Origin of the sequence: Arthrobacter alpinus, assembly GCF_001445575.1 — a bacterium.
Taxonomy (GTDB): Bacteria; Actinomycetota; Actinomycetes; order Actinomycetales; family Micrococcaceae; genus Specibacter; species Specibacter alpinus_C.
This window is the reverse complement of record NZ_CP013200.1, coordinates 264,418-290,846: the sequence shown is the minus strand read 5'-3', so window position 1 is coordinate 290,846 and position 26,429 is coordinate 264,418. Positions and strand designations below refer to the sequence as shown.

25 protein-coding genes and 1 riboswitch are annotated in these 26,429 nt (G+C 61.1%); of the genes, 18 read left to right on the top strand and 7 right to left on the bottom strand.

Annotated elements, in window-relative coordinates; genetic code table 11:
• Positions 1 to 4 precede the first annotated feature (4 nt).
• From AS189_RS01210 to AS189_RS19185, 10 genes are all read left to right on the top strand, one after another.
• On the top strand, positions 5 to 2,377 hold the full coding sequence (locus AS189_RS01210; RefSeq protein ID WP_062285736.1) for a hypothetical protein: 2,373 nt from the start codon (positions 5 to 7) through the stop codon (positions 2,375 to 2,377).
• Positions 2,374 to 3,396, top strand: coding sequence for a GDSL-type esterase/lipase family protein (locus AS189_RS01205; protein ID WP_062285733.1), 1,023 nt, complete (start codon positions 2,374 to 2,376; stop codon positions 3,394 to 3,396). The genes AS189_RS01210 and AS189_RS01205 overlap by 4 nt, the downstream gene beginning before the upstream one ends.
• A 102-nt stretch (positions 3,397 to 3,498) precedes the next feature.
• The gene (locus AS189_RS01200; RefSeq protein ID WP_062285730.1) at positions 3,499 to 4,248 is read left to right on the top strand and encodes an ArsR/SmtB family transcription factor; all 750 of its coding nucleotides are present in this window, start codon (positions 3,499 to 3,501) and stop codon (positions 4,246 to 4,248) included.
• A 179-nt stretch (positions 4,249 to 4,427) separates the two neighbouring features.
• Positions 4,428 to 5,768, top strand: a complete 1,341-nt coding sequence (gene gdhA, locus AS189_RS01195; protein ID WP_062285727.1) for an NADP-specific glutamate dehydrogenase — start codon at positions 4,428 to 4,430, stop codon at positions 5,766 to 5,768.
• A gap of 208 nt (positions 5,769 to 5,976) precedes the next feature.
• Positions 5,977 to 6,741: an FGGY-family carbohydrate kinase gene (locus tag AS189_RS01190; protein WP_062285726.1), complete on the top strand. Its 765-nt coding sequence runs from the start codon at positions 5,977 to 5,979 to the stop codon at positions 6,739 to 6,741.
• 234 nt (positions 6,742 to 6,975) lie between these two features.
• Entirely contained in the window at positions 6,976 to 8,235 is a 1,260-nt protein-coding gene (locus tag AS189_RS01185; protein WP_062285724.1) for an NAD(P)/FAD-dependent oxidoreductase, read from the top strand.
• A gap of 106 nt (positions 8,236 to 8,341) precedes the next feature.
• A complete protein-coding gene (locus AS189_RS01180; protein ID WP_062285722.1) occupies positions 8,342 to 9,352 on the top strand; it encodes an acetylxylan esterase in 1,011 nt (336 codons plus the stop codon).
• A 204-nt stretch (positions 9,353 to 9,556) separates the two neighbouring features.
• Positions 9,557 to 10,684, top strand: coding sequence for a 3-deoxy-7-phosphoheptulonate synthase (locus AS189_RS01175; protein WP_062285721.1), 1,128 nt, complete (start codon positions 9,557 to 9,559; stop codon positions 10,682 to 10,684).
• A gap of 133 nt (positions 10,685 to 10,817) precedes the next feature.
• Positions 10,818 to 11,054, top strand: a complete 237-nt coding sequence (locus tag AS189_RS01170) for a helix-turn-helix domain-containing protein (protein WP_062285719.1) — start codon at positions 10,818 to 10,820, stop codon at positions 11,052 to 11,054.
• Between the two features lie 114 nt (positions 11,055 to 11,168).
• On the top strand, positions 11,169 to 11,267 hold the full coding sequence (locus AS189_RS19185) for a 30S ribosomal protein bS22 (RefSeq protein WP_074712200.1): 99 nt from the start codon (positions 11,169 to 11,171) through the stop codon (positions 11,265 to 11,267).
• 97 nt (positions 11,268 to 11,364) lie between these two features.
• On the opposite strand, the gene AS189_RS01165 is transcribed toward AS189_RS19185, so the two are convergent.
• Positions 11,365 to 12,177, bottom strand: a complete 813-nt coding sequence (locus tag AS189_RS01165; protein WP_062285717.1) for an HAD family hydrolase — start codon at positions 12,175 to 12,177, stop codon at positions 11,365 to 11,367.
• A gap of 224 nt (positions 12,178 to 12,401) precedes the next feature.
• On the opposite strand from AS189_RS01165, the gene AS189_RS01160 reads away from it, so the two are divergent.
• Positions 12,402 to 12,701: a glutaredoxin family protein gene (locus tag AS189_RS01160; RefSeq protein ID WP_062285715.1), complete on the top strand. Its 300-nt coding sequence runs from the start codon at positions 12,402 to 12,404 to the stop codon at positions 12,699 to 12,701.
• Positions 12,702 to 12,949: 248 nt separating this feature from the next.
• A complete protein-coding gene (locus AS189_RS01155; RefSeq protein WP_237759943.1) occupies positions 12,950 to 13,648 on the top strand; it encodes a redox-sensing transcriptional repressor Rex in 699 nt (232 codons plus the stop codon).
• Positions 13,649 to 13,669: 21 nt separating this feature from the next.
• Here the strand turns inward: AS189_RS01155 and AS189_RS01150 are convergent, their stop codons facing one another.
• From AS189_RS01150 to AS189_RS01140, 3 genes are all read right to left on the bottom strand, one after another.
• Positions 13,670 to 14,383 (bottom strand): hypothetical protein, encoded by a 714-nt coding sequence (locus AS189_RS01150; protein ID WP_062285711.1) that lies wholly within the window; start codon positions 14,381 to 14,383, stop codon positions 13,670 to 13,672.
• Between the two features lie 264 nt (positions 14,384 to 14,647).
• Complete coding sequence (locus AS189_RS01145; RefSeq protein ID WP_062285709.1) at positions 14,648 to 15,463, bottom strand: hypothetical protein; 816 nt, start codon at positions 15,461 to 15,463, stop codon at positions 14,648 to 14,650.
• Between the two features lie 130 nt (positions 15,464 to 15,593).
• A complete protein-coding gene (locus tag AS189_RS01140) occupies positions 15,594 to 16,151 on the bottom strand; it encodes a YceI family protein (RefSeq protein WP_062285707.1) in 558 nt (185 codons plus the stop codon).
• 164 nt (positions 16,152 to 16,315) lie between these two features.
• Here AS189_RS01140 and AS189_RS01135 point away from each other — a divergent pair, with 164 nt between their 5' ends.
• The 5 genes from AS189_RS01135 to ccsB all read left to right on the top strand — a co-directional run bounded on the left by AS189_RS01135 (position 16,316) and on the right by ccsB (position 21,231).
• Complete coding sequence (locus tag AS189_RS01135) at positions 16,316 to 16,978, top strand: histidine phosphatase family protein (protein WP_062285706.1); 663 nt, start codon at positions 16,316 to 16,318, stop codon at positions 16,976 to 16,978.
• Between the two features lie 110 nt (positions 16,979 to 17,088).
• Positions 17,089 to 17,676, top strand: a complete 588-nt coding sequence (locus AS189_RS01130) for a TlpA family protein disulfide reductase (protein WP_062285704.1) — start codon at positions 17,089 to 17,091, stop codon at positions 17,674 to 17,676.
• A 14-nt stretch (positions 17,677 to 17,690) separates the two neighbouring features.
• The gene (locus tag AS189_RS01125; protein ID WP_062285702.1) at positions 17,691 to 18,446 is read left to right on the top strand and encodes a cytochrome c biogenesis CcdA family protein; all 756 of its coding nucleotides are present in this window, start codon (positions 17,691 to 17,693) and stop codon (positions 18,444 to 18,446) included.
• Positions 18,446 to 20,155, top strand: coding sequence for a cytochrome c biogenesis protein ResB (gene resB / locus AS189_RS01120; protein WP_062285699.1), 1,710 nt, complete (start codon positions 18,446 to 18,448; stop codon positions 20,153 to 20,155). The genes AS189_RS01125 and resB overlap by 1 nt, the downstream gene beginning before the upstream one ends.
• A complete protein-coding gene (gene ccsB, locus AS189_RS01115) occupies positions 20,155 to 21,231 on the top strand; it encodes a c-type cytochrome biogenesis protein CcsB (RefSeq protein ID WP_062285697.1) in 1,077 nt (358 codons plus the stop codon). The genes resB and ccsB overlap by 1 nt, the downstream gene beginning before the upstream one ends.
• 377 nt (positions 21,232 to 21,608) lie before the next feature.
• Here ccsB and AS189_RS20445 read toward each other — a convergent pair whose 3' ends face one another.
• The 3 genes from AS189_RS20445 to AS189_RS01100 all read right to left on the bottom strand — a co-directional run bounded on the left by AS189_RS20445 (position 21,609) and on the right by AS189_RS01100 (position 25,408).
• On the bottom strand, positions 21,609 to 21,803 hold the full coding sequence (locus AS189_RS20445; RefSeq protein WP_202814110.1) for a hypothetical protein: 195 nt from the start codon (positions 21,801 to 21,803) through the stop codon (positions 21,609 to 21,611).
• A 73-nt stretch (positions 21,804 to 21,876) separates the two neighbouring features.
• Complete coding sequence (locus tag AS189_RS01105) at positions 21,877 to 23,283, bottom strand: SidA/IucD/PvdA family monooxygenase (RefSeq protein WP_062285695.1); 1,407 nt, start codon at positions 23,281 to 23,283, stop codon at positions 21,877 to 21,879.
• Positions 23,284 to 23,770: 487 nt separating this feature from the next.
• Positions 23,771 to 25,408, bottom strand: a complete 1,638-nt coding sequence (locus tag AS189_RS01100) for an ABC-F family ATP-binding cassette domain-containing protein (RefSeq protein WP_062285693.1) — start codon at positions 25,406 to 25,408, stop codon at positions 23,771 to 23,773.
• 199 nt (positions 25,409 to 25,607) lie between these two features.
• A riboswitch (SAM riboswitch) is annotated at positions 25,608 to 25,727 on the top strand.
• Between the two features lie 37 nt (positions 25,728 to 25,764).
• On the opposite strand from AS189_RS01100, the gene AS189_RS01095 reads away from it, so the two are divergent.
• Positions 25,765 to 26,328 (top strand): OsmC family protein, encoded by a 564-nt coding sequence (locus tag AS189_RS01095; RefSeq protein WP_082633936.1) that lies wholly within the window; start codon positions 25,765 to 25,767, stop codon positions 26,326 to 26,328.
• Positions 26,329 to 26,429 lie beyond the last annotated feature (101 nt).

The following is a 26,429-nucleotide window of genomic DNA, read 5'->3' as shown; positions in this document are numbered from 1 at the left end:
ACAAATGACTTATCCAACACCGGAACAATCCGGCCCACAGGGCTACCCCGGCACAGTGCCAGGGGCGCCCGTCCAGAATCCCCACCCGGGTCAGGGGTATCCCGCCCAGCCCCAGCAACTTGCGCCCCAGCAGTCCATGCCGCAGCAGTTTGCGGCTCCGGCAGGCGGAGCGCCGGCGAAGAGCCCCTTTGCTGCCATTACGGTGCGCGATTATGCCATGGATGCGATCGCGCTAACCTTGCTGATCATCTCGTTGTTCCTGCCGTGGCGTGTCTCGGCGAACGTCTATGGCGATGCCAACGGGCTGGCGGCGGGGCGCATCGACGTGCTGCTGGTGACCATAGTCAGTATGCTCTCGCTCGGTCTGACGTATGTGTGGCGTGCAGGCGTCTTTGGACCGTCATGGAATTACCGCAAAATGCAGGACGTGCGGCTGCTGGCCAACGTCCCGTTCCTGGTGGTCTTCTTGGTCTACCTGATCATGGAAATGTTGAGCACACGGGTACTTGGTACGGCGCTGGCCTTCGGCCTGGCAGGTGCATTGCTGGCAGCCACGCCGCGCCAGGCTGAATTAGGCGACGCGCAGGCGGACGCCGGCAGGGACAAGCGCTGGCTGTATGCGCTCCTGGCCCTGACCGGCATTGTCGTCTTGACCACGCTGATCCAGATTGTGAAGCTTCTTGTTGCCAACTCGGGCTCAGCGATTCCTCCCTTGTACATAGTTTCCATCGTGTTGTTGGGAATTATCACCCCGGCATTGTTCGTTGTCGTGGCACTGAAGATCCTGCAGAAGAGCCAGACCTGGCGATTCGTGGGCGTGGGCATCGGCTTGGCCGGGCTGCTCCTTGGTTTCATTGCCATGGGTGCCCCCGCACGGGTTTCTGCGAGCTTTTACGGCTCCTCACCAGTATTTACGGCTGTTTTCTGGATGGCCTTTGGTGCCATTGCCGCGGCTCCTTCATTGGGCCGCCTGGTCACCACGGAACCAGCGTTGCAGAAGTGGCAGTCCGTGGCCATGGCCGCCATGAAGCTGGTACTGGCGGGAGCGGCGGTCATGGCCGCGGTGTCCTTGGTGAACTTGATCCGCGTACTCATGGGCGATGCCGCCTCGCGCTACTATTACAACGAAAGCGCCGTCCCGTGGGTTTTGACCCTGGTGTTCTCGGTGGTGGCTATAGCCGGATTCTTCATTACTGCGACTGCCTTGAAGAATGGCACCAAGCAGGGCCAACAGCTGGGAACTGCGTACGCGGGCTTGCTGTTCGTCCTCTACCTGGTCCTGATGATCATTGGCGGAAACACCCCCACATGGACCCTCATGGCCCCGGCCGTGGTCTTGGCCTTCGTGCTCCCCGTCGCCATCGGGGTCATTCTCTGGGCGCCTAAGGCCATGCGTGAGCACTTTGGCACGTTGCCGTCCTCGGCAGCCGTCCCCACAGGATTCAGCTTCGACGGCGGATCCCCGGCCCAAGCGGCCTACCACCAGCAGGTGCCCGGTCAGCAATTCCCGCAGGCACCCGTCGCGGCGGCCCAGCAGGGCGTCCCGCCCCATAGTCAGGGCGCTCAGGCTGTGAATATGGACCAGATCCTAGCCGAAGCCGCCCATCCGGCTACCTCGCCAGCCCGGTTGTACGAGCTGGCCGCGTCATTCCCGCAGACTCATGCCGCCATCGCTGTCCACCCGGCGGTCTATCCCGGCCTGAGCGATTGGTTGGCAGCGCAGGGAACCCTGCCGGCCGCCGTCGAACTTCCCGCAGCGGAAGCTGCCCAGGAAACCGAGCTTGCCAAGAAAGCGGAGCCCGCAAAGGAAACTTTCGACGCGTTGGGGGAGGAAGCTGACAGTTCCGTCACCAATGTGGTGCGCCGGGAAGTTGTTGCGGAGCCGACTCAGGGTGACTCGGTGATGGCTGCGTTGCTCGCCGAGGCAGCAAATCCGGCGACAGCACCAATCCGCCTGCAGGAATTGGCTGTTCAGTATCCGCAGACCCATGCGGCACTGAACAGCAATCCGGCCACTTACCAGGGGCTACGGGACTGGCTGGCGGTACAGTCGACGGCTGCGCAGCCCACCATTTACCAGCAGGCATCCACATCGCTGGAAGCCTTGCAGGCGGCCGTGGCGGATTCCATTGGTGAGACGGTGTCAGTCCAGCGGCCTGTTGCTGCGCCGGAGCTTGCGGAATCGCCGGTTGTGCATCCGCTGGCGGCGGAGGCGGCGAACCCCGCCACCAGCCCTACCCGCCTGCACGAGCTTGCGGCGACCGAACCGGGGCTGCATGCAGCGATTGCCGGAAATCCGGCCGCATACCCGCAACTGTTGGAATGGCTGGCTGGGATCAACGGTCCTGGTGTTGCAGAGGCATTGCAGAAACGATGATCAACAAATTGCGCACGGCAGCTTTGTTGCTGCTGTGCGCAATTTTCATTGTGGCGGTCTCCGGCGACGGGGGAACTGCCAGTCACGCGGCGCGGAACAAGGTGCTCGCGGCGGCTCCTGAACCTGGCACTTCAGAAGCTCTCACACCAGGGCCTACCACCGGGCGCGAGGGGCCTGACGCCGCGTCACTCGCGGGCTGGGGGCTGGCGGAGGGTGCCGTATTGGCGTTAGCTGGCGACTCCATTGCCTCAGGCGAAGGCGGCCGGCGCTACCTGGCCGGGACCGACCTTCGCAACGACCGCTGCCACCGCAGCGCCAGAGGCCTGGGCCTGGCCATGTTCGGCCGGGAAAATGTGTTGAACATGGCGTGTTCCCGTGCCAAGATCGCCAATTTCTATCACGCCCAGCCGCCCAGTGAGTGGACGGAAAATCCCCCCGCGGCGCAGCTGGAGAGCTTACATGCCGCCGCCCCAGATGTGACCTTGGTCATTGTCGGCGCGAACGATATTGGCTTCCCAATGCTCCTGGACCAGTGCGTCGTGGCGGTTGCAGATTGTTCACTGGATGCAGACCTCGCTGCGGGAACGCAGACGAGAATTACTGGCTTGGGACCGGCCCTTGTGCAGCTGTACCGCGATCTCCGGAAGGCTGTGGCTGGACAGATTTGGATCCCGGCCTACCCGGATCTGCTCCATGGCCGGGACGATTGCGGGCGGATCGCGGAATCCGAGCGAATCTTTGGCGGGTTAGTTGTGGCCTCACTTAATAGCCAAATCCAGCGGTCGGTTGAGCAGGCCAATGAGGGACTTCCAGAAGCTGCCCGTCTGACCTTTATTGCAGGCACCGAGACAGTGCTCGATGGTCACAGCGTCTGCTCACCAGATCCTTGGGTACATTCCGCGGGAACGACAAGCTTGCTCGAGGCCGCTAGCAACCAATCTCAGGCACAAGAACTACTTCACCCCACCGCCGTCGGATATTCAGCGTTGACCCAAGCTTTGGCGGAACATCACCGCTGAAAGAGGAATTTCTCAGAGTTGCAGGGCAGCCCACCGCAACTTTTTTGCTCAGACGGGGCCCCTCAAGATGCTGTGACGGGCATATGTCGCTAGGGTAGTGGAATGGTTGTTGAAAAAGTCTTTGCGGTGATCGCCGAAAGCACCCGCCGAGATCTTTTGGAAGCCCTTGCTCAAGAGAGTAAATCGGTGGGGCAGCTTGTGGACGAGCTCGGGGTTTCCCAGCCAACTGTCTCCAAGCATTTGCGAGTACTTCGTGAAGCCGGTGTGGTGTCCATGCGTGCTCAGGGGCAGAAGCGTTACTACGGCATTAACACTGAGCCGCTTGCCCTGGTGTCCACGTGGCTGCAGTCCCTCGGGGCCGGTGCCACCACTGGTGCCACCACTGGTGCCGCTACACTTTTGGTTGCCCGCAACGGTGCCGCTGTTGCGGCGCCAGCCGTAGATTCTTCAGCTGTCGCGTCCCGGCCTGCTAAGCATCGCGAGGTTGCTGCGGCTCCGCTGGTTGTAGCGCCAGTGTCCATGGCGCCGAGCACGGCCGCTTCGGATCCTATTAGCGGTGAGACAGCTGTACCTGTTCGTACTGAGGCAGTGAAAGTTTCCGCCGAGCCGGCATCGAACGGTTCGGCTCCCGCAGTTCCAGAAACTCCGGCGGCGCAGACTCCCTCGGCCCCAAGTAAGCCTGCCGAGGTTGTGCCGTTTGGCAGTGTGCAGTCCGGCGTTGTTCAGGCGAATGAGAACGACGGCGGCGCGCCAGGACAATTCAGCCGTAGCGTAGGCAGGGCTGCGAACAAGGCGGCTGACTTGCTGTCCAACTTGCCAGCGTTGCCCACGTTTAAACGGCGCAAAAACTAACAGATCATTAAAGCGCCGCAGCGCCGCAGCAGAATGTCTTGCTCCGCCATAATCCGCAAGATCACGCATAAATGACTGAACTGTGAGAAGAATTGGCGTATGTGCTGGCATGACTGGAAAATGGCCAGAGAGCATATTTATGCGCCGCGCGACGGTGCCTCACCCTTTTCAGGAGACTCATGGATACCAGGCTCGAAGCCATCCGGGAGCAAGTTTTAGCTCGTAACCCCGGCGAAAAAGAATTCCACCAGGCTGTTTTGGAAGTTTTCGAAAGCCTTGGCCCAGTTTTGGATAAACATCCAGAATTCGTCGACGCAGCCGTGCTGCAGCGTTTGTGCGAGCCTGAGCGTCAGATCATCTTCCGCGTGCCGTGGATGGATGATGCTGGCCGTGTGCAGATCAACCGTGGCTTCCGCGTGGAGTTCAACTCGGCACTTGGCCCGTACAAGGGCGGCCTGCGCTTCCACCCTTCCGTGTACTTGGGCATTGTGAAGTTCCTCGGTTTCGAGCAGATCTTCAAGAACGCCTTGACGGGTATGCCCATCGGCGGCGGCAAGGGCGGTTCCGACTTTGACCCGCGCGGCAAGTCCGACGGGGAAGTTATGCGCTTCTGCCAGAGCTTCATGACCGAGCTGTACCGCCACATCGGCGAGTACACCGACGTTCCCGCAGGCGATATTGGTGTTGGCGGTCGCGAAATCGGCTACCTCTTCGGCCAGTACAAGCGCATCACCAACCGCTACGAGTCCGGCGTTTTGACCGGTAAGGGCATCGGCTGGGGTGGCTCCTTGGTGCGTCCGGAAGCCACCGGCTTCGGCACCGTTATGTTCACCCAGGAAATGCTGAAGACTCGCGGCACCTCCCTCGATGGGCAGCGCGTAGTCGTTTCAGGTTCCGGCAACGTTGCAACTTTCGCCATCGCGAAGGCTCAGCAGCTCGGTGCCAAGGTTGTGGCTTGCTCGGATTCCTCCGGCTACATTGTGGACGAGAACGGTATTGACGTTCCCCTCCTGCGCCAGATCAAGGAAAAAGAGCGTGGACGCCTGAAGGAATACGCAGTGCGCCGCGGTTCCTCGGTTAGCTACGTTGAGGGCGGTTCTGTCTGGGACGTCAACGCCTCCGTTGCCCTTCCCTGTGCCACGCAGAACGAACTCAACACCGAGGCTGCAACCCGCATGGTGAAGAATGGCCTCTTCGCCGTTGCTGAAGGCGCCAACATGCCTTCCACCAGTGGTGCCGTTGCCGTCTTCCAGGAAGCTGGCATCCTGTTCGCTCCGGGCAAGGCAGCCAACGCCGGTGGCGTGGCCACCTCCGCTCTGGAAATGCAGCAGAACGCCAGCCGCGACGCATGGACGTTCGAGCACACGGAAGAGCGCCTGCACCAGATCATGATCGGCATTCATGACCGTTGCGCCGAGACCGCAGACACCTACGGCTCTCCGGGTAACTACGTGGTTGGCGCCAACATTGCCGGCTTCGTCAAGGTTGCCGACGCCATGCTGGCACAGGGCCTGATCTAGGACCTAACTTTTCATAGCTTGCCCATAGCGGGGCGGGATGGGGCATCTTTGTGGTGACTTGTCCCGCCCCGCTCTGTTTGTGCTCGGCCGCCAGTCTCAGGCGCGGACTTGGTTGAGTTCGCTCTCGCTGGCCATCCACAAGCCGAAGGCTTGTAGGCGCGAAGTAACCCACGGCCCGCAGCGTGAAAATTTCTGGAAGCCACAACCGGTGGATCGGCGCCACCGGCCGGATCCTCAGACCGCCCATTGCAGCGAGCACCGGACCTCCGGAGACCACGTTGGGGCCGTCGGCTCGCACGACACCGCCTCCGCCGTGGCCGCCGTTCCCGCCGCAGCCCCGAATTTCACTAACGAGCGCGGTGTGGACGGCACCACCCGCTACCTGCGCAATGTGGGCGGACTGTGGCTGCTGAGCGAGTCAATGCGCACTTGGGAACAGGACGCTCTGCAAGGCAATAAGCACGACGCCGGGACCCCGGCGTCCAGCGATTCGCTCGCCACGCTGTCCCTCCCTGGGCTACTGGCTGCTGCGGCTGCCGAGCTAACCGGGGGGCCGCTTATCGATGTGGATTCCGAGGACTTTATTGCTCCCGGAAACATGCCAGAGCGTATCCGTGCCGCGGTCAGCGCAACGGGAGGGACGCTGGCAACCCGGCCAGCCGCCGTCGTACGTTGCATTATGGACAGCTTGGCAGCTGCCTACGCCACAACGGTTGCGCAGGCGCAGGAGCTTTCCGGAAAAACGGTGGACGTCATCCACATTGTGGGCGGCGGATCACAAAATGACCTTCTATGTCAGCTCACAGCCAACGCCACTGGCCTGCCTGTTGTGGCCGGGCCTGTGGAGGCCACGGCGCTTGGCAACGTGCTGATCCAAGCGCGGGCGGCAGGGGCAGCACCCAGGGCGCTGCAGGATTTGCGGGCGATCGTCGCGGCCAGCCTTCCGGGGAAGAATTACCAGCCCCAGCTCTGAATCCAACCAGCCCGCATAAATCCCCACCCGGGCCCAACCCCTCGCATCCTCGCTTCGAGGGGCCCTCGCGGCCATGGGCCAATCGAAAATCAAGCCGAGATCGTGAATTTTCGCTGTTTTCGCCGGACCAGTTGTTTGAGCGGGGATAGCGGCCGTTTGGGGGAAACGCCAAACGAGATTAGGTTGGGGTTAGTGCTGGCAGTGAGCTGGCCGTTGCTCAAAGGAGAGTGAATCGTGGTCAGTGCAAAGGCGCCTGAGCATGTGGTTGTTGTTGGTGCGGGAATCATTGGATTATCCACCGCCTGGTACTTGCAGGAGCAGGGTATCAAGGTCACGGTGGTTGACCGCGGCGAGGTAGCCTCGGGATCGTCCTGGGGCAACGCCGGCTGGCTGACCCCGGCGCTGACCCTGCCCCTGAGTGAACCGTCCGTGCTGACGTACGGGCTCAAGGCCATGCTCGATCCGGCCTCTCCTTTATATGTCCCGTTCTCCACCGACCCGACGCTTCTTAAATTCCTACTGGGGTTTGCCCGCAACTGCACGCCAGGCAAGTGGCGGGCCGCCATGACCGTGTTCGCCGAGATTGGCCGCACCGGCATGGACGCCTTTGACGAGCTGGCCGCAGGAACTCCGGTAGTGGCCGAGAAGACCCACCCTGCGCAGCCGTTCTTGACCGGCTTCGCGTCGCTGAAGGACCGCGACGCCCTGGTCAAGGAATTTCACGTCATCCGGGAAACCGGTGGCGAGGTGGACTTCAACCTCCTGAGTGGCGCTGAGATTCGCCAGCTCGAACCAACGCTGGGGGCCGGTGTTGTTGCCGGCATCGCAATTGCTAAACAGCGCTTCATCGACCCTCCGGCCTTCATGGCCTCACTGGCCGAAACCGTGGTGGCCCGTGGCGCCACTCTGACCACCGCATTCACGGTGTTTGACGTCCGCGACACCGGCACGGGGGTTGATGTAATTGGCTCGGAAGGGCGCTTGCTCAAGGCCGACGCCGTCGTCCTTGCCACGGGTGCCTGGCTGGGGACCCTCGCCCGCAAGTTCGGCGTTAAACGCGTGGTGCAGGCAGGGCGCGGCTATAGTTTCACAGTGGTTCCCGAGGCCATGCCCAGCCATCCCATCTACTTCCCGGCGCAGCGGGTTGCCTGCACGCCGCTCGGGGACAGGTTTCGGGTGGCGGGCATGATGGAGTTCCGCAACGCCGACGCACCCCTGGACCCGAGGCGCATCAAGGCCATTGTGGAGGCAGCCTCACCCATGTTTACGGGCATCAACTGGGAGGACCGTGCCGAGGAATGGGTCGGCTCACGGCCCTGCACCACTGACGGTTTCCCGCTGGTGGGGGCCACCCGTTCCCCTCGCGTCCATGTTGCCGGCGGTCACGGCATGTGGGGGATCGCGCTGGGCCCGCTCACCGGAAAAATGGTCGCGGCCGGGCTGACGGGAAACACTCCGCCAGCCACCATGCGCCACTTTAATCCGTTGCGCTAGTAACTTGTCGGCGTAACTCAGTCCATATTCATCACCTAGGACGTAGGATGTCCAGTGAGCCTGTCCGGAGTAGATTCCGGACCCCGACTGAAACGGATTCCGAGCCATGCCGCTTTTTGATATGCCAGTTGAACAGCTTCGGAGCTATTCCTCGGGGGCCAAAAAGCCAGCGGACTTTGACGCCTTCTGGGACGAGACTATTGCCGAGGCTCGCGAATTTCCACTGGACGCCAGCTTCGCCCCAGTGGAAAATCTCCTGCCCGTCATTGACAGCTTTGACGTGTCCTTTGCCGGCTTTGGTGGCGCCACCATCAAGGGCTGGCTGCACCTACCCGCCACCCGCACCGCCGGCGAAAAGCTGCCCGTGGTCATTCAATACATTGGCTATTCCGGCGGCCGCGGCCTAGTGCAACAAGACACTGCCTGGGCGCAGGCCGGTTATGCGCATTTCATCATGGACACGCGAGGTCAGGGCTATGGCGGGCTGCTCGGTGACACCGCCGATCCGCACGCATCAGCCGGACACGTGGCCTACCCCGGCCTCATGACCCGCGGCATCAGCTCCCGTGAGGACTACTACTACCGCCGCGCGTACGTGGACGCCTTCCGCGCCATTGAGGCCGCACAGGCACACCCGGAGGTTGCCGGCTCCAACGTCATTGTCACCGGCATCAGCCAAGGTGGCGGCCTGGCCATTGCGGCTGCAGGATTAGCCGCAGGGAGGCTCGACGGCGTCATTGCCGTGATGGCCGACGTCCCCTTCCTGCAGGATTTCCCCCGCTCCATCGACCTCGCCGCCCGCGGCCCCTACCCCGAAATTGCCACGTTCCTCAAGCGCCACCGCCATGACTATGACAACGTGCTTGCCGTGCTGAACTACTTCGACGGCGTGCACCTCGCCCGCCGCTGCGCCGTTCCGGCGCTGTACTCGGCCGCCGGTATGGATGACGTCTGCCCGGCGTCGGGCGTGTATGCCTCGTTCAACGGCTACGGCAGTGAGGCCCCGGCCCCGCCCGCCAAGGAGATGGAGTACTACCGCTTTAACAACCACGAAGGCGGCCAGGAACACCACTGGCTCAGGCAGCTTCATTACGTGGCCAATTTGCTGGCCGAATAAATTTGGGGTTATGGTGTTGGCATGACAAACCGTTGGTATGCGTATTTTTCGTTGGCTCTGGAGGGGCCCGCGTCTAACTGACACGCATCCAACCTTCCTTCAGAGCCAACAGGACAGAGAATATTTTTCTCTGTCCTTCGCCATTTCCGGCGGGTTTCTGAAAAGGGGCTCGCTGACAGCCCGATTCAAAGGAAAATTCTTCCCATGAGCATCTCAGCAGTCACCGAACCCATCCGTACCAACACCACAGCCAACCTGCGGGTCAGTCAGTTCACCGAACTGCCGTCTCCGTCCCAGCTGGGCGAAAAGCTGCCGCTTGACGCACACGCCAGCAACGTCGTCGAACGTGGCCGTGACCAGGTCCGGGCCATCATGGCCGGCCTCGATGACAGGTTGCTGGTGGTGGTGGGGCCGTGCTCCATCCATGACACTAAGGCTGGTTTGGAATACGCCCGCCGCCTGGTGGAGACGGCCAAGGCCCACGAGGAAGACCTGCTGATCGTGATGCGCGCGTACTTCGAAAAGCCGCGGACCACCGTGGGCTGGAAGGGCCTGATCAACGATCCCGCCCTGGACGGCAGCCACGATGTAGCCACGGGCCTGGAAATGGCACGCGACTTCCTGCTGCAGGTGGCCGCCCTGGGCCTGCCCACGGGCACCGAATTCCTGGAACCGATCAGCCCGCAGTACACGGCCGAGCTGATCTCCTGGGGTGCCATTGGGGCGCGCACCACGGAAAGCCAGATCCACCGCCAGCTCACCTCGGGACTGTCCATGCCGGTTGGCTTCAAGAACGGCACCGACGGCGATCTGCAGGTTGCCCTCGACGCCTGCAACGCGGCCAGCGCGGCACAGACCTTCCTTGGCATTGACGGCGAAGGCCGCGCCTCCCTGGTCAGCACGGCCGGCAACCAGGACACTCATGTGATCCTGCGCGGCGGACGCAAGGGACCAAACTACAAGGCTGCCGATGTGGCCCAGGCTTCCGCCGAAGCCGCCGCCCAGGGCGTTAATCCGCGCCTCATTGTGGACGCCAGCCATGCCAATTCGGGCAAAAGTCACCACCGCCAGGCTGAGGTGGCTCTGGAAATCGGTGCCCAGCTCGAATCCGACGATGCCTCAGCGCACACAATTGCCGGTGTCATGTTGGAAAGTTTCTTAGTGGGTGGCGCACAGAGCCTGGACGTGGAAGAGGTTGCCGCAGGTACAGCTGAGCTGACGTACGGCCAGAGCGTCACGGACGCCTGCATGGACTGGGAGGTCACAGCGAAAGTGTTGGCCAAGCTGGCCGACGCCTCACGCTCGCGCCGCAATAATGCAGCCTCCGTCTGAGCCTGATGCGGGCGTCATACGGCGGCAATGACTAGCCCGAAACCATGTTCTGCCCCTAGAGTTAGGGCTTAAGGCAGAAGGTGTCCGCCACCAGCAGCCGCCGTTTTGATGGAAAGCGAATACCGAGGCAACCATGACGCAGGAGCAAAATTTCTCCGATGTTCACTTCTTGACGGTGCAAGAAGTGGCCGAACTCATGCGTGTTTCGAAGATGACCATCTACCGCATGGTGCACGCCGGCGAGCTGCCCGCAGTGCGTTTCGGAAGGTCATATCGGGTCCCCGCCAACGCCGTCGAAAGCTTCCTGAAAGATGCCGTGGTTGATCGCACAAAGACGCAAGGACCTCCCAGTTCGGCGCATGCAGGGTAAAGGCGGTACCCTAGGAAAGATCCATTTTCGGCTTTGACCGATTCCTGAGATCGGTCGACCTAATCGTTTACGGCCTCAACCGAGGTTGTTCTATGCAGTTTGTGAGGAACTTTCATGGGTTCAGTAGTTAAGAAGCGCCGCAAGCGGATGTCCAAGAAGAAGCACCGCAAGCAGCTTCGCAAGACGCGTCACCAGCGTCGCAATAAGAAGTAAAGCTTCGTTCTTCGCAAAAAGCACCCGCTCACCTTTTGGTGGCCGGGTGCTTTTTTCATGCACGACGTCGGCACCCATGTGGCCTCTCGCCGCTTAGTTAGCGCTTGCGGACCATGGAGATGCCCTTCCAGAGCCCGTAGACTCCTCCGGCGACTGTGGCCGCCTTGAGTCCTAGCGTGGCCGCACGGCGTCCTGAGCGGTAGTCGTAGATGGGCCAGTTGTTGTCGCGGGCGTGCTTGCGCAACTTCGCGTCCGGATTGATGGCTACGGGATTGCCCACGGCCGTCAGTAGAGGGATGTCGTTGTAGGAATCGCTGTACGCCCAGCAGCGGGACAGATCCAGACCTTCGGTGACAGCGAGGGCTTCAATGGCGCGGCCCTTAGCGGCCCCATGCAGGATCTCGCCCACTAGATGCCCTGTGTAGATGCCATCTTCGCTCTCGGCGACGGTGCCCAAGGCACCCGTCAGGTTCAGCCGGGAGGCAATGACTGCGGCAACTTCTACCGGGGTGGCGGTGACCAGCCACACCTGACGGCCTGACTTGAGGTGCTCCTGGGTGAGGGCTTTGGTGCCGGGCCAGATCTTGGAGACGATCATCTCGTCGTAGACTTCTTCGCCGAGTTGGCGGATGAATTCGGTACTGATGCCGGCCGCCAGTTTTTGCGCGGAATCCTGAACAGAGTGGACGTCATTCATGTTCTCGCCGCGCAGGATGAATTTGGCCTGCTTCCAGGCGAATCCGGCAACATCGTGCAGCGTGAAGGCGCGCTTTTGGTACATCTTGCGGGCCACATGGAACAGGCTGGCACCCTTCATCAGGGTGTTGTCCACGTCAAAGAAGGCTGCCTCGCCGTGGTGTGGTGCAGCGCTCGAGGTGGCCTCGGCACTGTTGGTAGTCACGTCGGGCATGGAACGAGTCTAGTCAATGCTTCCACCCAGTGCCTGCACGCCACTGGTTGCGGCGGTTAACTGTGGGGAAACTTTCATTGGTGCGCGCAGGTGGGTTTCTTGTTGGTCTTCGTGGCCCGTCCCAGGACCGCGGTCCCGGGTGCGCTATCTGCCTGCGCCGCGCGGCACGGAGCGTCACGGCAGGTGGTGCCGGGTGAGTTCTTCGGTTGAGTACCGTAGTAGCTATGGAATCTGTTGCACCTGACCCCACGCCATCCCTTAGCTCTCCCAAAGTGCCGCTCTTGCAGCTGGTGACTCGATCGGGTTGCCATTTGTGCGAGAACGCCCGCGAGGTGGTATCCACCGTGGCGGGGCAGCTGCAGCTGCGGTGGACTGAGCTGCGCCTGGATGATCACCCCGAGCTGACGGAGCTCTACGGGGAAGAAATTCCTGTGGTTTTAGTCAACGGAATCCAACGCGATTTTTGGCATATTGATCCGATCCGTCTCGGCACCATCCTCAGTAAATCCCTGACAGGGGACTAATCACAGGGGAGCAAACGGACTCTGGCAGGGCGTCTACCGGACGCGCCCTGGCGCTGGCTGGGCTGGTTCCTGGTGTGCTGGCGCTGGCTGGGCGCCGCGGGCGTAATGTTCCCCGGCAGCGGAACCCGTCCGGGACTTTTGGTGCTGGCCCCGCCACGCAATACAGTGGATGAAGGCCGACGCGGACCTTGCGGACACGTGTTCAGCAGCCAGTCGCTGCCTGAGTTTTGAGAATGTGGAGTGGTGATGTGATCTCAGCGCAGTCCGCGGAGGAACCGGCAGTTGAGCCGGCTCGACGGCTACCTCCTGCCACCGTGTCCAGGCTGACCCTGTACCTGCGCACCCTCAATGCCTTGTTGGCTGATGGCACCGATAGTGTTTCCTCGGATGCGCTGGCCGAATCCGCAGGCGTGGGATCCGCCAATGTTCGCAAGGATCTTTCCTACTTGGGGTCCTATGGAACCCGCGGCGTGGGCTACGACGTAGCCAATTTGAGCCGCAAAATTGCCCAAGCGCTCGGCTTGACCCACGAATGGCGCGTTGCGATCGTCGGTGCCGGTAACTTGGGCCGTGCCTTGGCCCGCTATGCCGGTTTTGAGTCTCGCGGCTTCGATGTGGTTGCTGTGCTGGATGCTGACCAAATGGTGGTGGGCACGGAAATTGGCTGGCTACGCGTCAGCGATGTTGAAAACCTTGAAAAGGTGCTTGAATCCACCCGCGCCAACATGGTTGTCCTGGCATTGCCAGCCGCCGTGGCCCAAACCGTCTGCGACAGGGTGGTCTCCGCTGGCGTGCGCAGCATCTTGAGTTTCGCTCCGATTGCCCTGACAGTCTCCGAGGACGTGAACTTGCGCAAAGTGGACATGGCCACGGAGTTGCAGATCCTTGCCTACCACGCGCAGCGGCAACAGGTGCCGGGGCTGGAAGAAGACCGCCCCGGCGCCTAGGCGCTCACACCCGCGGTTGACTCAGCGTTTGATGGAGCTCTTGGCTGCCTTATGCGCCAGGAAAAACTCCTTGGCAGGGGAGCGGAACAAGATAATGACAGCTACTACGCCCAGCCCCACCTGAAGAATGCTCACCGGACTGGCCTGGAGCAGCGCCAGAAGTGAGAAGCAGGCCAGCACCAAAGCTGTTGTTCTCGCCCAATTGGCGCCACGCCGAATTTTCGCGGCCAGCCAAAAATAAACCACTGACAGTGCCACGCTCAGCACAAATGCCATGTACACCACTGTGTTGATGAGAGCCGGATCAGCGTAGATTTCCGTGAACGCCGGGTTGTCCGCCATGGCGGTGTTCAGGGCTTCAACCATGATCGCTTTGCCAGCCGGGACAAACATCACGAAAATTAAGGCCACCGCGGACACGGCCTGCATGATGCCGGCCAGCTTGATCAGGCGAACTGCCAGAGATACCTGTTTTGGCGCAGCCAGATGTTCCAGCGGCCCACCTGCGACGCCAGCGGGAGCGCCGGACGCTGCGCCCTGAAAGCCTGGATAGGCTGCGGCCGGGGCCAATGCTGAGGGGGGCGTGTTGGCCGCCTGGGCATCTTTGACGTCCTGCGGCGGTTCCCACCCGGCCGGGGCGTACTGGCCGTACCGGGGGACGCCTGGCGCGATTTCCCCATAGCTTCCCGGGACGGGCTGGGTTGGTTCTTGCGGCTTCTCACCGGGGGTGCTCATGACGACTGCTCTCTCACTGGGTGCCGGTGATGGCCGGCATAGATGCCAAGTGCGGCCAAATAAATCCAAATAAATCCAAATTAAGGAGGAAGGCCGCGGCGGGTGTTACTCAAACCCTACGCGACCTCCCTGAACGTCACTACTGCGACGCCCTGGCTGCAAAGTCCCCACGGCCGAACCGCTACCTCCGAGCGTCCACTGCCACGCCCCTAAGGGAGGAGTCTCGTGGCTCGGGTTTAGGCTCCGAGCTTAGGCGTGACCAGCTCAGTACTGATTGTTTGCTGAGCGTGTGTTGAACCAAGCCGTGGATTCGGGCAGCCACATCAGAACGGCGGCCACTACCGCTAGTAATCCGCCGCCGCCGCCGAAGAACATCATGACGATGCTCAAGAGCGCTAGGGCGGACAAGGTCATGCGTGCCCACTGCAAGCCCTCTTTGAGTTTCATAGCGCAGAGGACAATGGCGGCAGTGAGCGCAAATGAAATCAGCGCCACAACAATTCCCCTGGCCCCAGCGGCGCGAACCGCGGCACCAAATCCGAAGGGGTCATTGGCGCTACCCAAAGCGACGAGCGATGTCACCAACAGAGCCAGACTGATCAGGGCCCAGATCCCAGCAGCCACCAGCCACATAATGTAGCTGATCTTCAAGAGCTGCGGCAGCTCCGCCATCTTGAAGATGCCGGCAAACCCGCCCGCTGGAAGCACTTCTTTGACGGAGTGTGGCATGTCTTTGGGCATTTCAAATTTGAACTCATTGCCGGACCGGCCGCCCGGCTGACCGCCCGATTGACTGCTCGACTGACCGGGGGAGGTGGGCTGTTTGGGTTGCTGGTACTGCTGATACGGCTGGTATTGCTGCTCACTGGAGGGCTGATATCCGGGTTGTTGATACGGCTGGTAGTCAGCTGGCGGCTGATAACCGGGCGGCAGGTTCGCAGGCGGCGGCTGCGCCGGGCCACCCTGGTAACCCGGCTTTGGGGTGGGTGCAACGTTGGGGTTGGGCTGGGAACCATGGCCGTCATCAGATGGTTGCGAGCCGGCTTGCTCGGGACCTTCGAACTCATTCGGTGTGCTCATAGCTAGAACCCTAGCTGGCGCGTAGTGGCTTGTATATAAATGACGCAGGGCGCACAAATGCCGGTCCGCCATGGTGGCGGACCGGCATTTGTGCGCCTCTAGAGGAGGCAAATAATGCTGTGTTGGTACGTTATGCAGACTTCACGAATGCTACGTCCAAGGTGATGGTGACCTTGTCAGAAACCAGCACGCCGCCGGCTTCGAGGGCAGCGTTCCAGGTCAGGCCGAATTCCTTGCGGCTGATGACGGTCTTGGCTTCGAAGCCTGCGCGGGTTGCGCCGAACGGGTCAACGGCAACACCGTTGAATTCGCCCTTGAACGTCACGGTCTTGGAGATCCCGCGGATGGTCAGCTCGCCGGTGAGCTCGAAGTCCTCGGCGTCGCCGGAGACAGCCGAGGAAACGAAGGTCAGGGTGGGGAAGGTTTCGACGTCGAAGAAGTCGGCGCTCTTGACGTGACCGTCGCGGCCTTCGTCGCCTGAGCTAAAGCTAGCGGACTGGATCGTTGCGGATACGGAGGACTCGGCAAGGGTCTCGCCGAGTGTCAGGGCGCCTTCGATTTCGGTGAACTGTCCGCGGACCTTGGAGATGCCTGCGTGGCGGACAACGAAGCCAACCGTGCTGTGAGAAGCGTCGAGGTTCCACATGCCCTGGGCAAGACCGGCTGATTCGATGGTGGTTACTGACATGTGGAACTCCTTGAAATAGTTTATGAAGCAAGAGCAGGACAGCCGCTGTGGTTGACCTTCGAAAGGTATAAGCATGCGTTTGCATCTAATATTCCCGTGTTTCAAAAAAACTTTAGCAGCGGCGGATTAACCCCAAACCAACTAACTTTGAGAAACTGGGAAACATGTCCCGAGTAACTGTTCATCTTCTGCGCCACGGCGAGGTTTTTAACCCCGATGGCGTCCTCTACGGCCGGCTCCCTGAGTTCCACCTCTCCGAGCGCGGGCGCGCCATGGCAGTGATGGTTGCGGAGCACTTTGCTGCTTTGAAGAACAGCGGCGACGCCCCGGTTTATTTGGTGGCCTCACCGTTGACCCGCGCCCAAGAGACGGCACAGCCCACGGCCGAGGCACTAGGCCTAGAAATTGTGACTGACCCGCGCATCATCGAAGCGGAGAACCACTTCGAGGGATTGGTCATGAGCAAGGCCGAGCTGCGCAAGACCAAGCACTGGCCTTACTTTGTAAACCCCTTCAAACCCTCTTGGGGCGAGGCGTACCAAGCCCAAGCGGACCGCATGCTCGAAGCGGCACGCGATGCCCGCCGTCGTGCCTTCGACATTGGCGGCGACGGCGCACAGGCCATCATGGTCAGCCACCAGCTACCCATCTTCTCCACGCGACGCAGCGCCGAGGGCAAGCGCCTCTGGCATGATCCGCGCAACCGCGAATGCACCTTGGCGTCCCTGACGTCCTTGACGTTCGAGGGCGATGACATTGTGGACGTGAGCTACAGCGAACCGGCGGCGGCACTTTTGCCCGGCGCCGCAACCACCCCTGGCGCGTAACGCACACAGCTGATCATCAGCTATTCGACGTAGCGTAGAAGATAATGCCATTTCTGCGTCTGCTCAATGGCCTCCCCATGAACTGAAAGACCTGCTCCGTGACTTCTTCGATGAGCCGTAGAACACTCCTTGTCACTGGTGGTGCCGCACTGACTGCTGTGCTGGCTGCCTGCACCAGTGAGGACCCTTTGGCGAAGCAAGCCAACGCCGGCGATAACAAGAACTACATTGCCGGTGACGGCTCCGTCACCGAATATGGTGCCACTGACCGTAAAGACGCCGTGGAATTCCAGGGCACCTTGTTCGACGGTACAAAGGTGGCCGCCGCGGATTTCGCCGGCAAGGTCGCGGTGCTCAATTTTTGGTACGCGGCCTGTGCCCCTTGCCGCATTGAGGCACCGGACATGCAGGTGCTGCACACGGACTTCAAAGCGCAAGGCGTTGAATTCCTGGGCATCAACGTGCGCGATGACAAGGCCGCCGCAGAAGCTTTTGAGCGCAACTTTGGGCTGAGCTACCCCAGCGTTGCGGACAAGGACGGCGGCGTCCTGTTGGCCATGACGAAGTATGTGCCCCCGGCTGCCGTTCCCACCACGCTGGTGCTGGATAAGAAGGGCCGCGTATCGGCCCGTATCCTCGGCGTTGCCGAGAAGGGCACCTTAAAGGCGCTCATCACCTCCGCGCTGGCGGAAAACTAGCGGCCCCTTAACCCATGAACAATCCCTTTGCCGAGGCAATCCTGAGTGGCTCGATGCTGCTGGCCATGCCGGTGGCCTTGCTGGCCGGTCTAGTCTCCTTCCTTTCGCCATGCGTGCTGCCGCTGGTCCCCGGTTACTTGGGCTACGTCAGCGGCCTGACGGGTGCGGATCTGGAAAACCAGCGACGTGGCCGAATGTTCGCCGGGATCGGCCTGTTCGTGCTGGGGTTCTCCGTAGTTTTTGTCCTCATTGGCGCGGTATTCGGCCAGTTGGGTGCGTGGCTCATGGGGCCCGACGCCGCATGGGTCACCCAGGTGCTGGGCGTGGTGGTGATTCTCATGGGTGTAGTTTTCCTCGGCGGGATGAGCTGGTTCCAGAGCGAAGCCAAGATCCATGCGAAGCCACCGGCTGGACTGTGGGGCGCGCCGGTTTTGGGCGTAACCTTTGGATTGGGCTGGGCGCCCTGCATTGGCCCCACCTTCAGCGCCGTGCAATTACTCGCGTTCTCCGACGGCTCAAACGCCGCCAAGGGCGCGTTCTTGACGTTTATCTACTGCATGGGGTTGGGATTACCGTTCCTGCTGATTGCATTGGGTGCCCGCCGAGGTCTGGGCGCCCTCGCGTTCTTCCGCAAACATCGCCGCGGACTCCAATACTTTGGCGGCGGCATGCTGATCGCCCTCGGTATTTTGATGGTGTCCGGGTTGTGGGGAACGTGGATCAATGACCTGCAACTTTGGTTTGCCAATGATGTGAGATTGCCAATCTAATGAAAGAGACAGTAGTGAAAGAACCCCAGGGCAAAGTGCCCAAGGCTGAAGGCAGCGAGGTTGTCCTGCCGCAGCTTGGCTTCTTCGGGATGATCCGGTGGGCTTGGCGGCAACTGACAAGCATGCGCACCGCCTTGTTCCTGCTGTTGATGCTTGCCGTCGCGGCAGTACCTGGGTCATTGTTCCCGCAGCGTTCCTCCGCTCCATCCGAGGTCACGCAGTACCTGAAGGACAACCCCGGTTCCGGGCCCGTCATGGACTGGTTCAAGCTCTTTGACGTTTACTCCTCGCCGTGGTTCGCCGCCATTTACCTGCTGCTCTTCACATCCTTGATTGGCTGTGTCTTTCCACGGGCAAAGATCCACTGGAAGGCTATGCGCTCGGCCCCGCCCAGGACGCCCAAACGCCTCTCCCGGCTCGCCGAATACGGAACTGTCACCGTCCCTGCCGGCAGTGGTGTGGACGCCTCAATTGCTGTCGCAGATGCTGCTGCCATCCTGAAGTCCCGCGGCTACCGGGTGGATGTGCGCGATCTGGATACTGACCGCCCCTCTGTGGGTGCCGAGATCGGCTTCCTGAAAGAAGTGGGCAATCTGGTCTTCCACACGGCCATGATCGGTGTGCTGGCGGCCGTGGCCTTCAGTGGAATGTTTGGCTACAGCGGCCAGCGCGTGCTGGTTGAAGGTGAAACGTTCGTCAATACCTTGAGCAGCTATGACACGTTCACGCCCGGCGCCAACTTCGGTGACACCAAGTTAAGTCCCTATTCGGCCACGCTGGATAAGTTGGTAGTCAAATATGACCGCTCGACGGTGGCCCACTACGGACAGCCGTTGGACTTCAACGCCACTGTGACCGTCAAGGACGGTGTGGATGGGAAGGCGGAAACCAGAACCTTGAAGGTCAACGATCCGCTCGCCGTTGGCGGCACCAATCTTTACCTCGTGGGCAATGGCTACGCACCCGTCGTCACCATCACCGATGGTGAGGGCAAGGTCACCTTCCAGGGCCCAGTTATCACCATCCCCACCGATGGTGCTTACACCTCGCTCGTGGTGATCAAGGCACCCGATGCCAAGCCGAAGCAGTTGGGTTTTGTGGGCTTCTTCCTCCCCACAGCCATGGTGGGTGACGACGGTGTTTCCTATGGCTCTGACCCGGACCCCATGAATCCCCAGCTGAATTTGAACGCTTACACAGGCGATCTCGGTTTGGATAACGGCGTTCCCCGCAACGTCTACACGCTGGACACCTCGAAAATGACGGAGATTAACTCCCGTAACCTGGACGCTGGCGGCATCGTCTTGGCGCCGGGGCAGACCGCAAAATTGCCTGACAACAACGGTTCCATCAGCTTTGATGGCATCAAGCGTTTCGCTGCCCTGGACATCCGCCACGACCCAGCTCAGGGTTATGTGCTGGTCTTTGCAGTGCTGGCTTTGCTTGGTCTCATTGGATCCTTGTTCCTGAACCGTCGCCGTGTCTGGGTCCGCACAGGGAACCATCCTGATGGGCGCACCATGGTCGAGTTCGGACTGTTGGCCCGCGGTGAAGACCATCGCCTGGCCGGCGAATATGAGGCCATTAATAAGGCCCTGCATAACAAATGGCTGGTGCCAATGGACGATACAGAGCAAAATGGTGAGCAGACTTCAAGAACAACCGCCGACTCCGCACCCGGGACTACCCCCGCAACTAAGGATCAGTAATGCAAGAAATCAATGAGGGCTTTGCCCAACTCAGCGAACAGCTCATGCTGGTGGCCGGTATGGCGTACGCGGTGGCATTCTGCGCCTATGCCTGGGACTTGTTCACGTTCAGCCAGGCGGCCAAGAAGGGTATGGCTGCGGAGCAAGCCGCTGCCAATCCGGCCAGTGCCCTAGCAGGAGTTGGCGCCCGGGGTGCCGCCGGACAGGGCCTTGAAACCGGCCCTCAGGATCGAGGCGTGCGTCCCAGTAGTAAGACCCATGCGGGCTCCGACGGGATCACGGCAGGTGACTCCATGCGCTACGGCAAGGAGCGCCGGGTGGTGGCACGTGTGGCCGTGGCGCTGACTGTTGTGGCCGCCGTGGTTCAGGGATTTGCCGTAGTCTTCCGCGGGCTGGCCGCAGGGCGTGTGCCGTGGGGCAATATGTACGAATTCTGCACAACCGGCTCCTTCATGGTTGCCGTGGTGTTCTTGCTGGTGCTCACCCGCCGTGATCTGCGCTTCTTGGGAACCTTTGTGATTGGCCTGGTGCTGATCATGATCGTTGCCGCATCGGTGTCCTTTTGGACACCTGTGGGTCACCTGGTCCCGGCACTGCAGAGTTACTGGCTGATCATCCACGTTTCCATTGCGGTGCTGTCATCGTCATTCTTCACCATCACCTTCGCCATGTCGGTGCTGCAACTGTTCCAGGCCAAGCGTGAAACGGCCATTGCCGCCGGAAAGCCGGACAGGGCACCCGTAATGCGGCTGGTCCCCACGGCATTGAGCTTGGAAAACCTTTCCTACCGCATCAACGGCATTGCTTTTGTGGGCTGGACCGTAACTGTCATGTTCGGTTCCATCTGGGCCGAAAAGGCCTGGGGCCGCTTCTGGGGCTGGGACACCAAGGAAGTCTGGTCCTTTGTGATCTGGGTGGTCTACGCCGGCTACCTCCACGCTCGCGCAACCAAGGGCTGGACGGGTACTCGCGCTGCGTGGCTGTCCATTGTAGGTTACCTCTGCGTGGTCTTCAACTTCACCATTGTGAACGTCTACTTCTCCGGCTTGCACTCCTACGCCGGCGTGGGTGGCTAGCCTTCCCTCGCAGTTCTACATCTCGCAGTTCTAAATCTCGCGCGGTTGTCATGCTTGTGCGTACGGTTACACCCTAATGGTGCGCCACTCAATGAGTGGCGCACCATTAGCCGTTAACGGTACGCAGGTTCAGGGGTTGCGGTCGCGGTGATTGCAGTCCGGGGCCGTCAAACTGCTGCAGAGCCTGCTGACCTGCACACCCGGGTTACTTCATACCGCCCTTGCGGAAGCCGGGCTTCGTATAGGTCCGGGCCAAAACTGCCAGGGCCAGTGCTGCCACGAGTAGGTCGAAGCCGCAGCGCCACATCGTGGAAGCCTGAGTACGTCAGCAGGTTCACAATGATGCCAGCCAGCCACTGTGCCACGAAGAACGCTGCTTAGCGCGGGCGCAGCACCATGGCAATGGCGGCGATGGCCTCGACAATGCCGATCGCCATCATGGTTCCCTGCGTGCTGAACGCGGACAGGTTCTCAATCCACGGGGCTAGGTAACTCTCCCAGTTGGTGAGCAGATTGAAAAACTTGTCGATTCCCATGATCAGCGCGATGGCAATGAAGCCAACCCACAGCATGAGGAATGCGCCGTAGGCAGGGTCGGCCTTGGCCCGCGTCAGTGCGTGCGGTGTCCAGCCGGAAACGCGTTGGCTACTTGCTGGCGGTCTGCTCCAGGCCGGTGAGTGCTGTCAGGGTGGTGGTGTCCACATTCTGTGACGGGCCGTTGAGGTAACGCCCCAGTGAATCGTCCATGGCGTTGAGCCAGCGGGTGTGGTGCTTGGTAGCCATGGTGCCGGTGACCACGGAGCGGTGGACCATGTCGCGGTAGCCCAGGATGTCGCTTTCCTTGTGTCCCATCCAGTCTTTGAACAGCTGTGAGACGGCGTCCAAATCGAAGGGCGGGTAGTCGGTGGCGGCGATGAGCTCACGCAGGTAATCCGACTGGAAATCGGCCTCGGCATTGTGGTCCGGCAGCGCCGCCTGACGCTCGAGCCACAGCTGGATATCGGCTTCTCGGGCCGCAAGGGACGGCAGCTCGATCGCACCGGTCATGACATCGCGGACGTACCAGGCCTGCGCGTCAAACATGTTGAATGTGTAGTACTGATCCTGCGCGCCGAGGTAGAAAAGGTTGGTGTTCCCCTGCCACACCACACCCTTGTACAGGTTCGCCGGGTACAGCACGTTCTTGGACTTCAATGACATGTCGCTGGGCAGGAACGGGTACTTGTGCTGGTACCCGGTGCACAGTACGACGGCGTCAAACTCACCCTGGGTGCCATCGGCGAAGTGTGCGGTGCTGCCCTCGAAATGCGTGACGAGCGGGCGCTCCACGGTGTTCTCGGGCCAGTCGAAGCCCATGGGTCCAGAGCGGTAGCTGAAGGTGATGGAGGCGGCACCCATCTTGTGGGCCTGCATGCCAATGTCCTCAGCGGAATAACTGCTGCCAATGAGCAGTAGCGCCTTGCCAGCAAAGCGCTCGGCGCCGCGGAAGTCGTGGGCGTGCAGGACCTCGCCGGGGAAGCTGTTGATGCCTTCAAACTCGGGGACGGTTGGGGTGGAGAAGTGGCCCGTGGAGACAACCAGCTTGTCGAAGACGTGGTCGGTGGTGGTGCAGGTTGCCAGGTCCTCGACGGTGAGGGTGAATTCCTGGGTCTCTTCGTTGTACGTGGTGTGGCGTGCCACGGTGTTGAACTGGACGTACTTGCGCACGTCTGACTTCTCTGCACGGCCCTTGATGTAGTCAAAGAGGACTTCGCGGGGCGGGAAGGAGGAGATGGCGCGGCCGAAGTGCTCGTCGAAGGAGTAGTCGGTGAATTCCAGGCACTCCTTGGGGCCGTTGGACCACAGGTGGCGGTACATGCTGGAGTGCACCGGCTCGCCATGGCTGTCCAAACCAATTCGCCAGCTGCTGTTCCACTGGCCGCCCCAGTCGTTCTGCTTCTCAAAGCACATAATTTCGGGGATGTCCGCGCCGTTCTGGCGTCCTGATTCAAAGGCACGCAACTGTGCCATGCCGCTGGGGCCTGCGCCAATGATTCCGACTCGCAATGTCATGCTGTTCTCCTCATCCCTTGGATCCACTGTGTTGTCTTTGTCGTCTGAAGTGCTTGTTTGAAGACGCATGCAAAGAAACGCTTCGAATCCATGCCCTGAAGCAACGACGGAATGGGACCGAGTGGTCGGTGCGTCCGTGCCAGAACAATAAAGCGCAAAGTGCGCGGCGGCAGAGATGACTGCGGCATAAGAATCGGACGGAGAGCCGCCCGCGGTCCTGCAGAGTTTATGCGCCAGCGGCGCGGTCTGGGACCGGAGTGTGGTGCAAGTCTGCACCGGGATTCGGTAAGCAGTTTGCTGCAGATCCAAGAAGCAGCAAACCTGTTACCTATTGCAACATTTTAGATATGGTAAGTCAATCTGAGTGTATTGATTAGTTTTACTAATGAATGGTCAGATTTCGTGTGGAATCATCGCACTAAGAGCCTGAAGAATCACGTGATTCTTCAGGCTCTTAGTGCGATTCCTCGGCAGTGGGAGCTGCCTCTTACAACTGGGTGAGTTGCCCGCCGGAAACAGCCCATCTGGTGTCCAAGCGCACGTTTTCAAGCAGTCGACGGTCGTGCGTGACCAGCAGAAGTGTGCCGTCGTAGCTTTCCAGAGCTTCTTCCATTTGCTCAATGGCAGGCAGATCAAGATGGTTGGTGGGCTCATCGAGCACCAGTACATTGACGCCGCGGGCCTGCAGCAATGCCAGTGAGGCTCGGGTGCGTTCGCCGGGGGAGAGTGCTCCGATCGGGCTCGTGACCTGATCGGCCTTGAGTCCAAACTTTGCCAGGAGGGTGCGAACTTCGGCCTGATTCATCTCCGGCACCAAGGACTCAAATGCGTCGCCCAGCGGCGCATCCTCCGGGAACTGGCTGCGAGCCTGATCGATCTCACCGATCGCGACGTTGGCACCTAAGGAGGCAACGCCGTCGTCCGGGGAAATGCGGCCAAGCAGCAGCTTCAGCAGCGTGGACTTCCCGGCGCCATTGGGGCCAGTGATGCCGATGCGCTCGCCAGCGTTGACCTGCGCCGAGACCGGCCCGAGTGTGAATTCTCCCTGCCTGACCACGGCCTCGTTGAGTGTGGAAACCACAGTGCTGGAGCGCGGGGCAGCACCAATGCTGAACTGCAGCGCCCACTCCTTGCGCGGCTCCTCTACTTCGTCCAGCCGGGCGATCCGCGACTCCATCTGCCTCACCTTCTGCGCCTGCTTTTCGGAGGATTCGCTGGCTGCCCGGCGGCGAATCTTGTCATTGTCGGGACTCTTCTTCATGGCGTTGCGCACCCCCTGCGAGCTCCATTCACGCTGCGTGCGGGCGCGCCCCACGAGGTCAGCCTTCTTGTCTGCGAATTCGTCGTAGGCCTCACGGGCATGGCGTTTGGCGATGGCGCGTTCCTCGAGGAAGGAATCGTAGCCGCCGTCATACACGCCCACCTTGTTCTGAGCCAGGTCCAGCTCAACCACCGAGGTGATGGTGCGGGCCAGGAACTCACGGTCGTGGGACACCAGCACCACGCCGCCGCGCAGCCCCTTCACGAACTCCTCGAGCCGGGCCAGCCCTGCCAGATCCAGATCATTGGTGGGCTCATCCAGTAGCACGATATCGAAGCGGCTCAACAGGAGCGCGGCCAGGGCAACACGGGCGGCCTGCCCGCCCGAAAGCCCTGTCATGGCGGCGTCGGGGCCAATATCGAGACCGAGTTCGGCCAGGGTGGCCGGGATCCGCTCATCGAGGTCTGCGGCACCGCAGGCCAGCCAGTGATCCAGGGCCGTGGCGTAACGGTCATCGTCAGCGGAATTCCCGGAACCAAGGGCTTCCGCTGAAGACTCCATGGCCTTGGTGGCGGCCGTGCAGCCGGTGCGCCGGCCAATGTACGCGGCGATGCTCTCGCCGTCGATCCGTTCATGTTCCTGCGGCAGCCAGCCCACAAAGGCGTCCTGCGGTGCTGTGCTCACGGTGCCGCCCTGCGGGGTGGCAGCGCCCGCAAGGAGGCTCAAAAGTGTTGATTTTCCGGCTCCGTTGGCGCCGACCACGCCAATGACGTCGCCAGGGGCCACCGTGAAGGAGAGGTTGGTGAACAGGGTGCGGTGGGCGTGGCCGCCGGAAAGGTCCTTTGCCACAAGTGTTGCGCTCATGTATCTATCTTAAGTTGCTTCGCGCCGGCGCCCGGACCGGCTTTCCTGACCCGTCTGTCCAGGTGGCCAAATCGATCCGTGAGAAAAGGTTGCTTTGATGGGGCGGAGGGACCTTTTCTCACGGATCGATGCCGTGATGTTGCCCCGTGTGACGGGACTCTTGCCCACGGGGACTGGTGATAGGCAAACTGAGACACAGAATCAAGAGTTTCGACCATGCGGCCCTGGCCGGTCGAGCGGCAACCCTCGCAACCATAGTGGGGTGCCCCAGGTGAGGATTCGACGCCTCCGGCACCAGCCGTTGACGTAAGTATGGCGCGGTGCCTAGCACTCGCCTTCACCCGAAGGACAGCATCATGAGTGAATCAACTCTGACCGAATCAACTTTTATCCCATCAGCCGATGACGCAGCCCTCCGTTCAGCCCGCCTCGGCGAAGCCGGCCAAGCTTGGACGCAGCGGATTGGCGCCAATCCGGAAAGTGCCAAGCTGACGTACAAGGTAGCGGGGGTTGGTGTGGGCTCGGTGGCCACCCGCATCAGCTCCGGAAAGCACCAGTTCACCGTGGACGAGCCGGCCGCCCTGGCCGGTGACGATGTGGCGCCCAGCCCGGTGGAATATGCGTTGGGTGCCATCATTTCCTGCCAGGTGGTGGTGTACCGCTTGTACGCCGAGCAGCTCGGCATTCAGGTGGATGACATCACCATCAACGCCGAGGGAGACCTGGACGTGCGCGGCCTATTTGGTCTGGATGACACCGTGCGCCCGGGGTTCAGTGATATCCGTCTGGCAGTCAACATCAGCGGTCCGGAAACACAGGAACGGTATGACGAACTGGCCCGCACGGTGGAGGCGCGTTGCCCCGTCCAGGATCTCTTCAGTAACCCGACACCGTTCCGCACCGCCATCACCAAGGTGTGAGCGCTGATTTAGATGCTGGGCCAGATTTAGATGCTGGGCCAGACGGCGCTGGCCGGTGCGTGATCGAGGATTAAGCATAGGGAATCGACCGCACCGGCAAG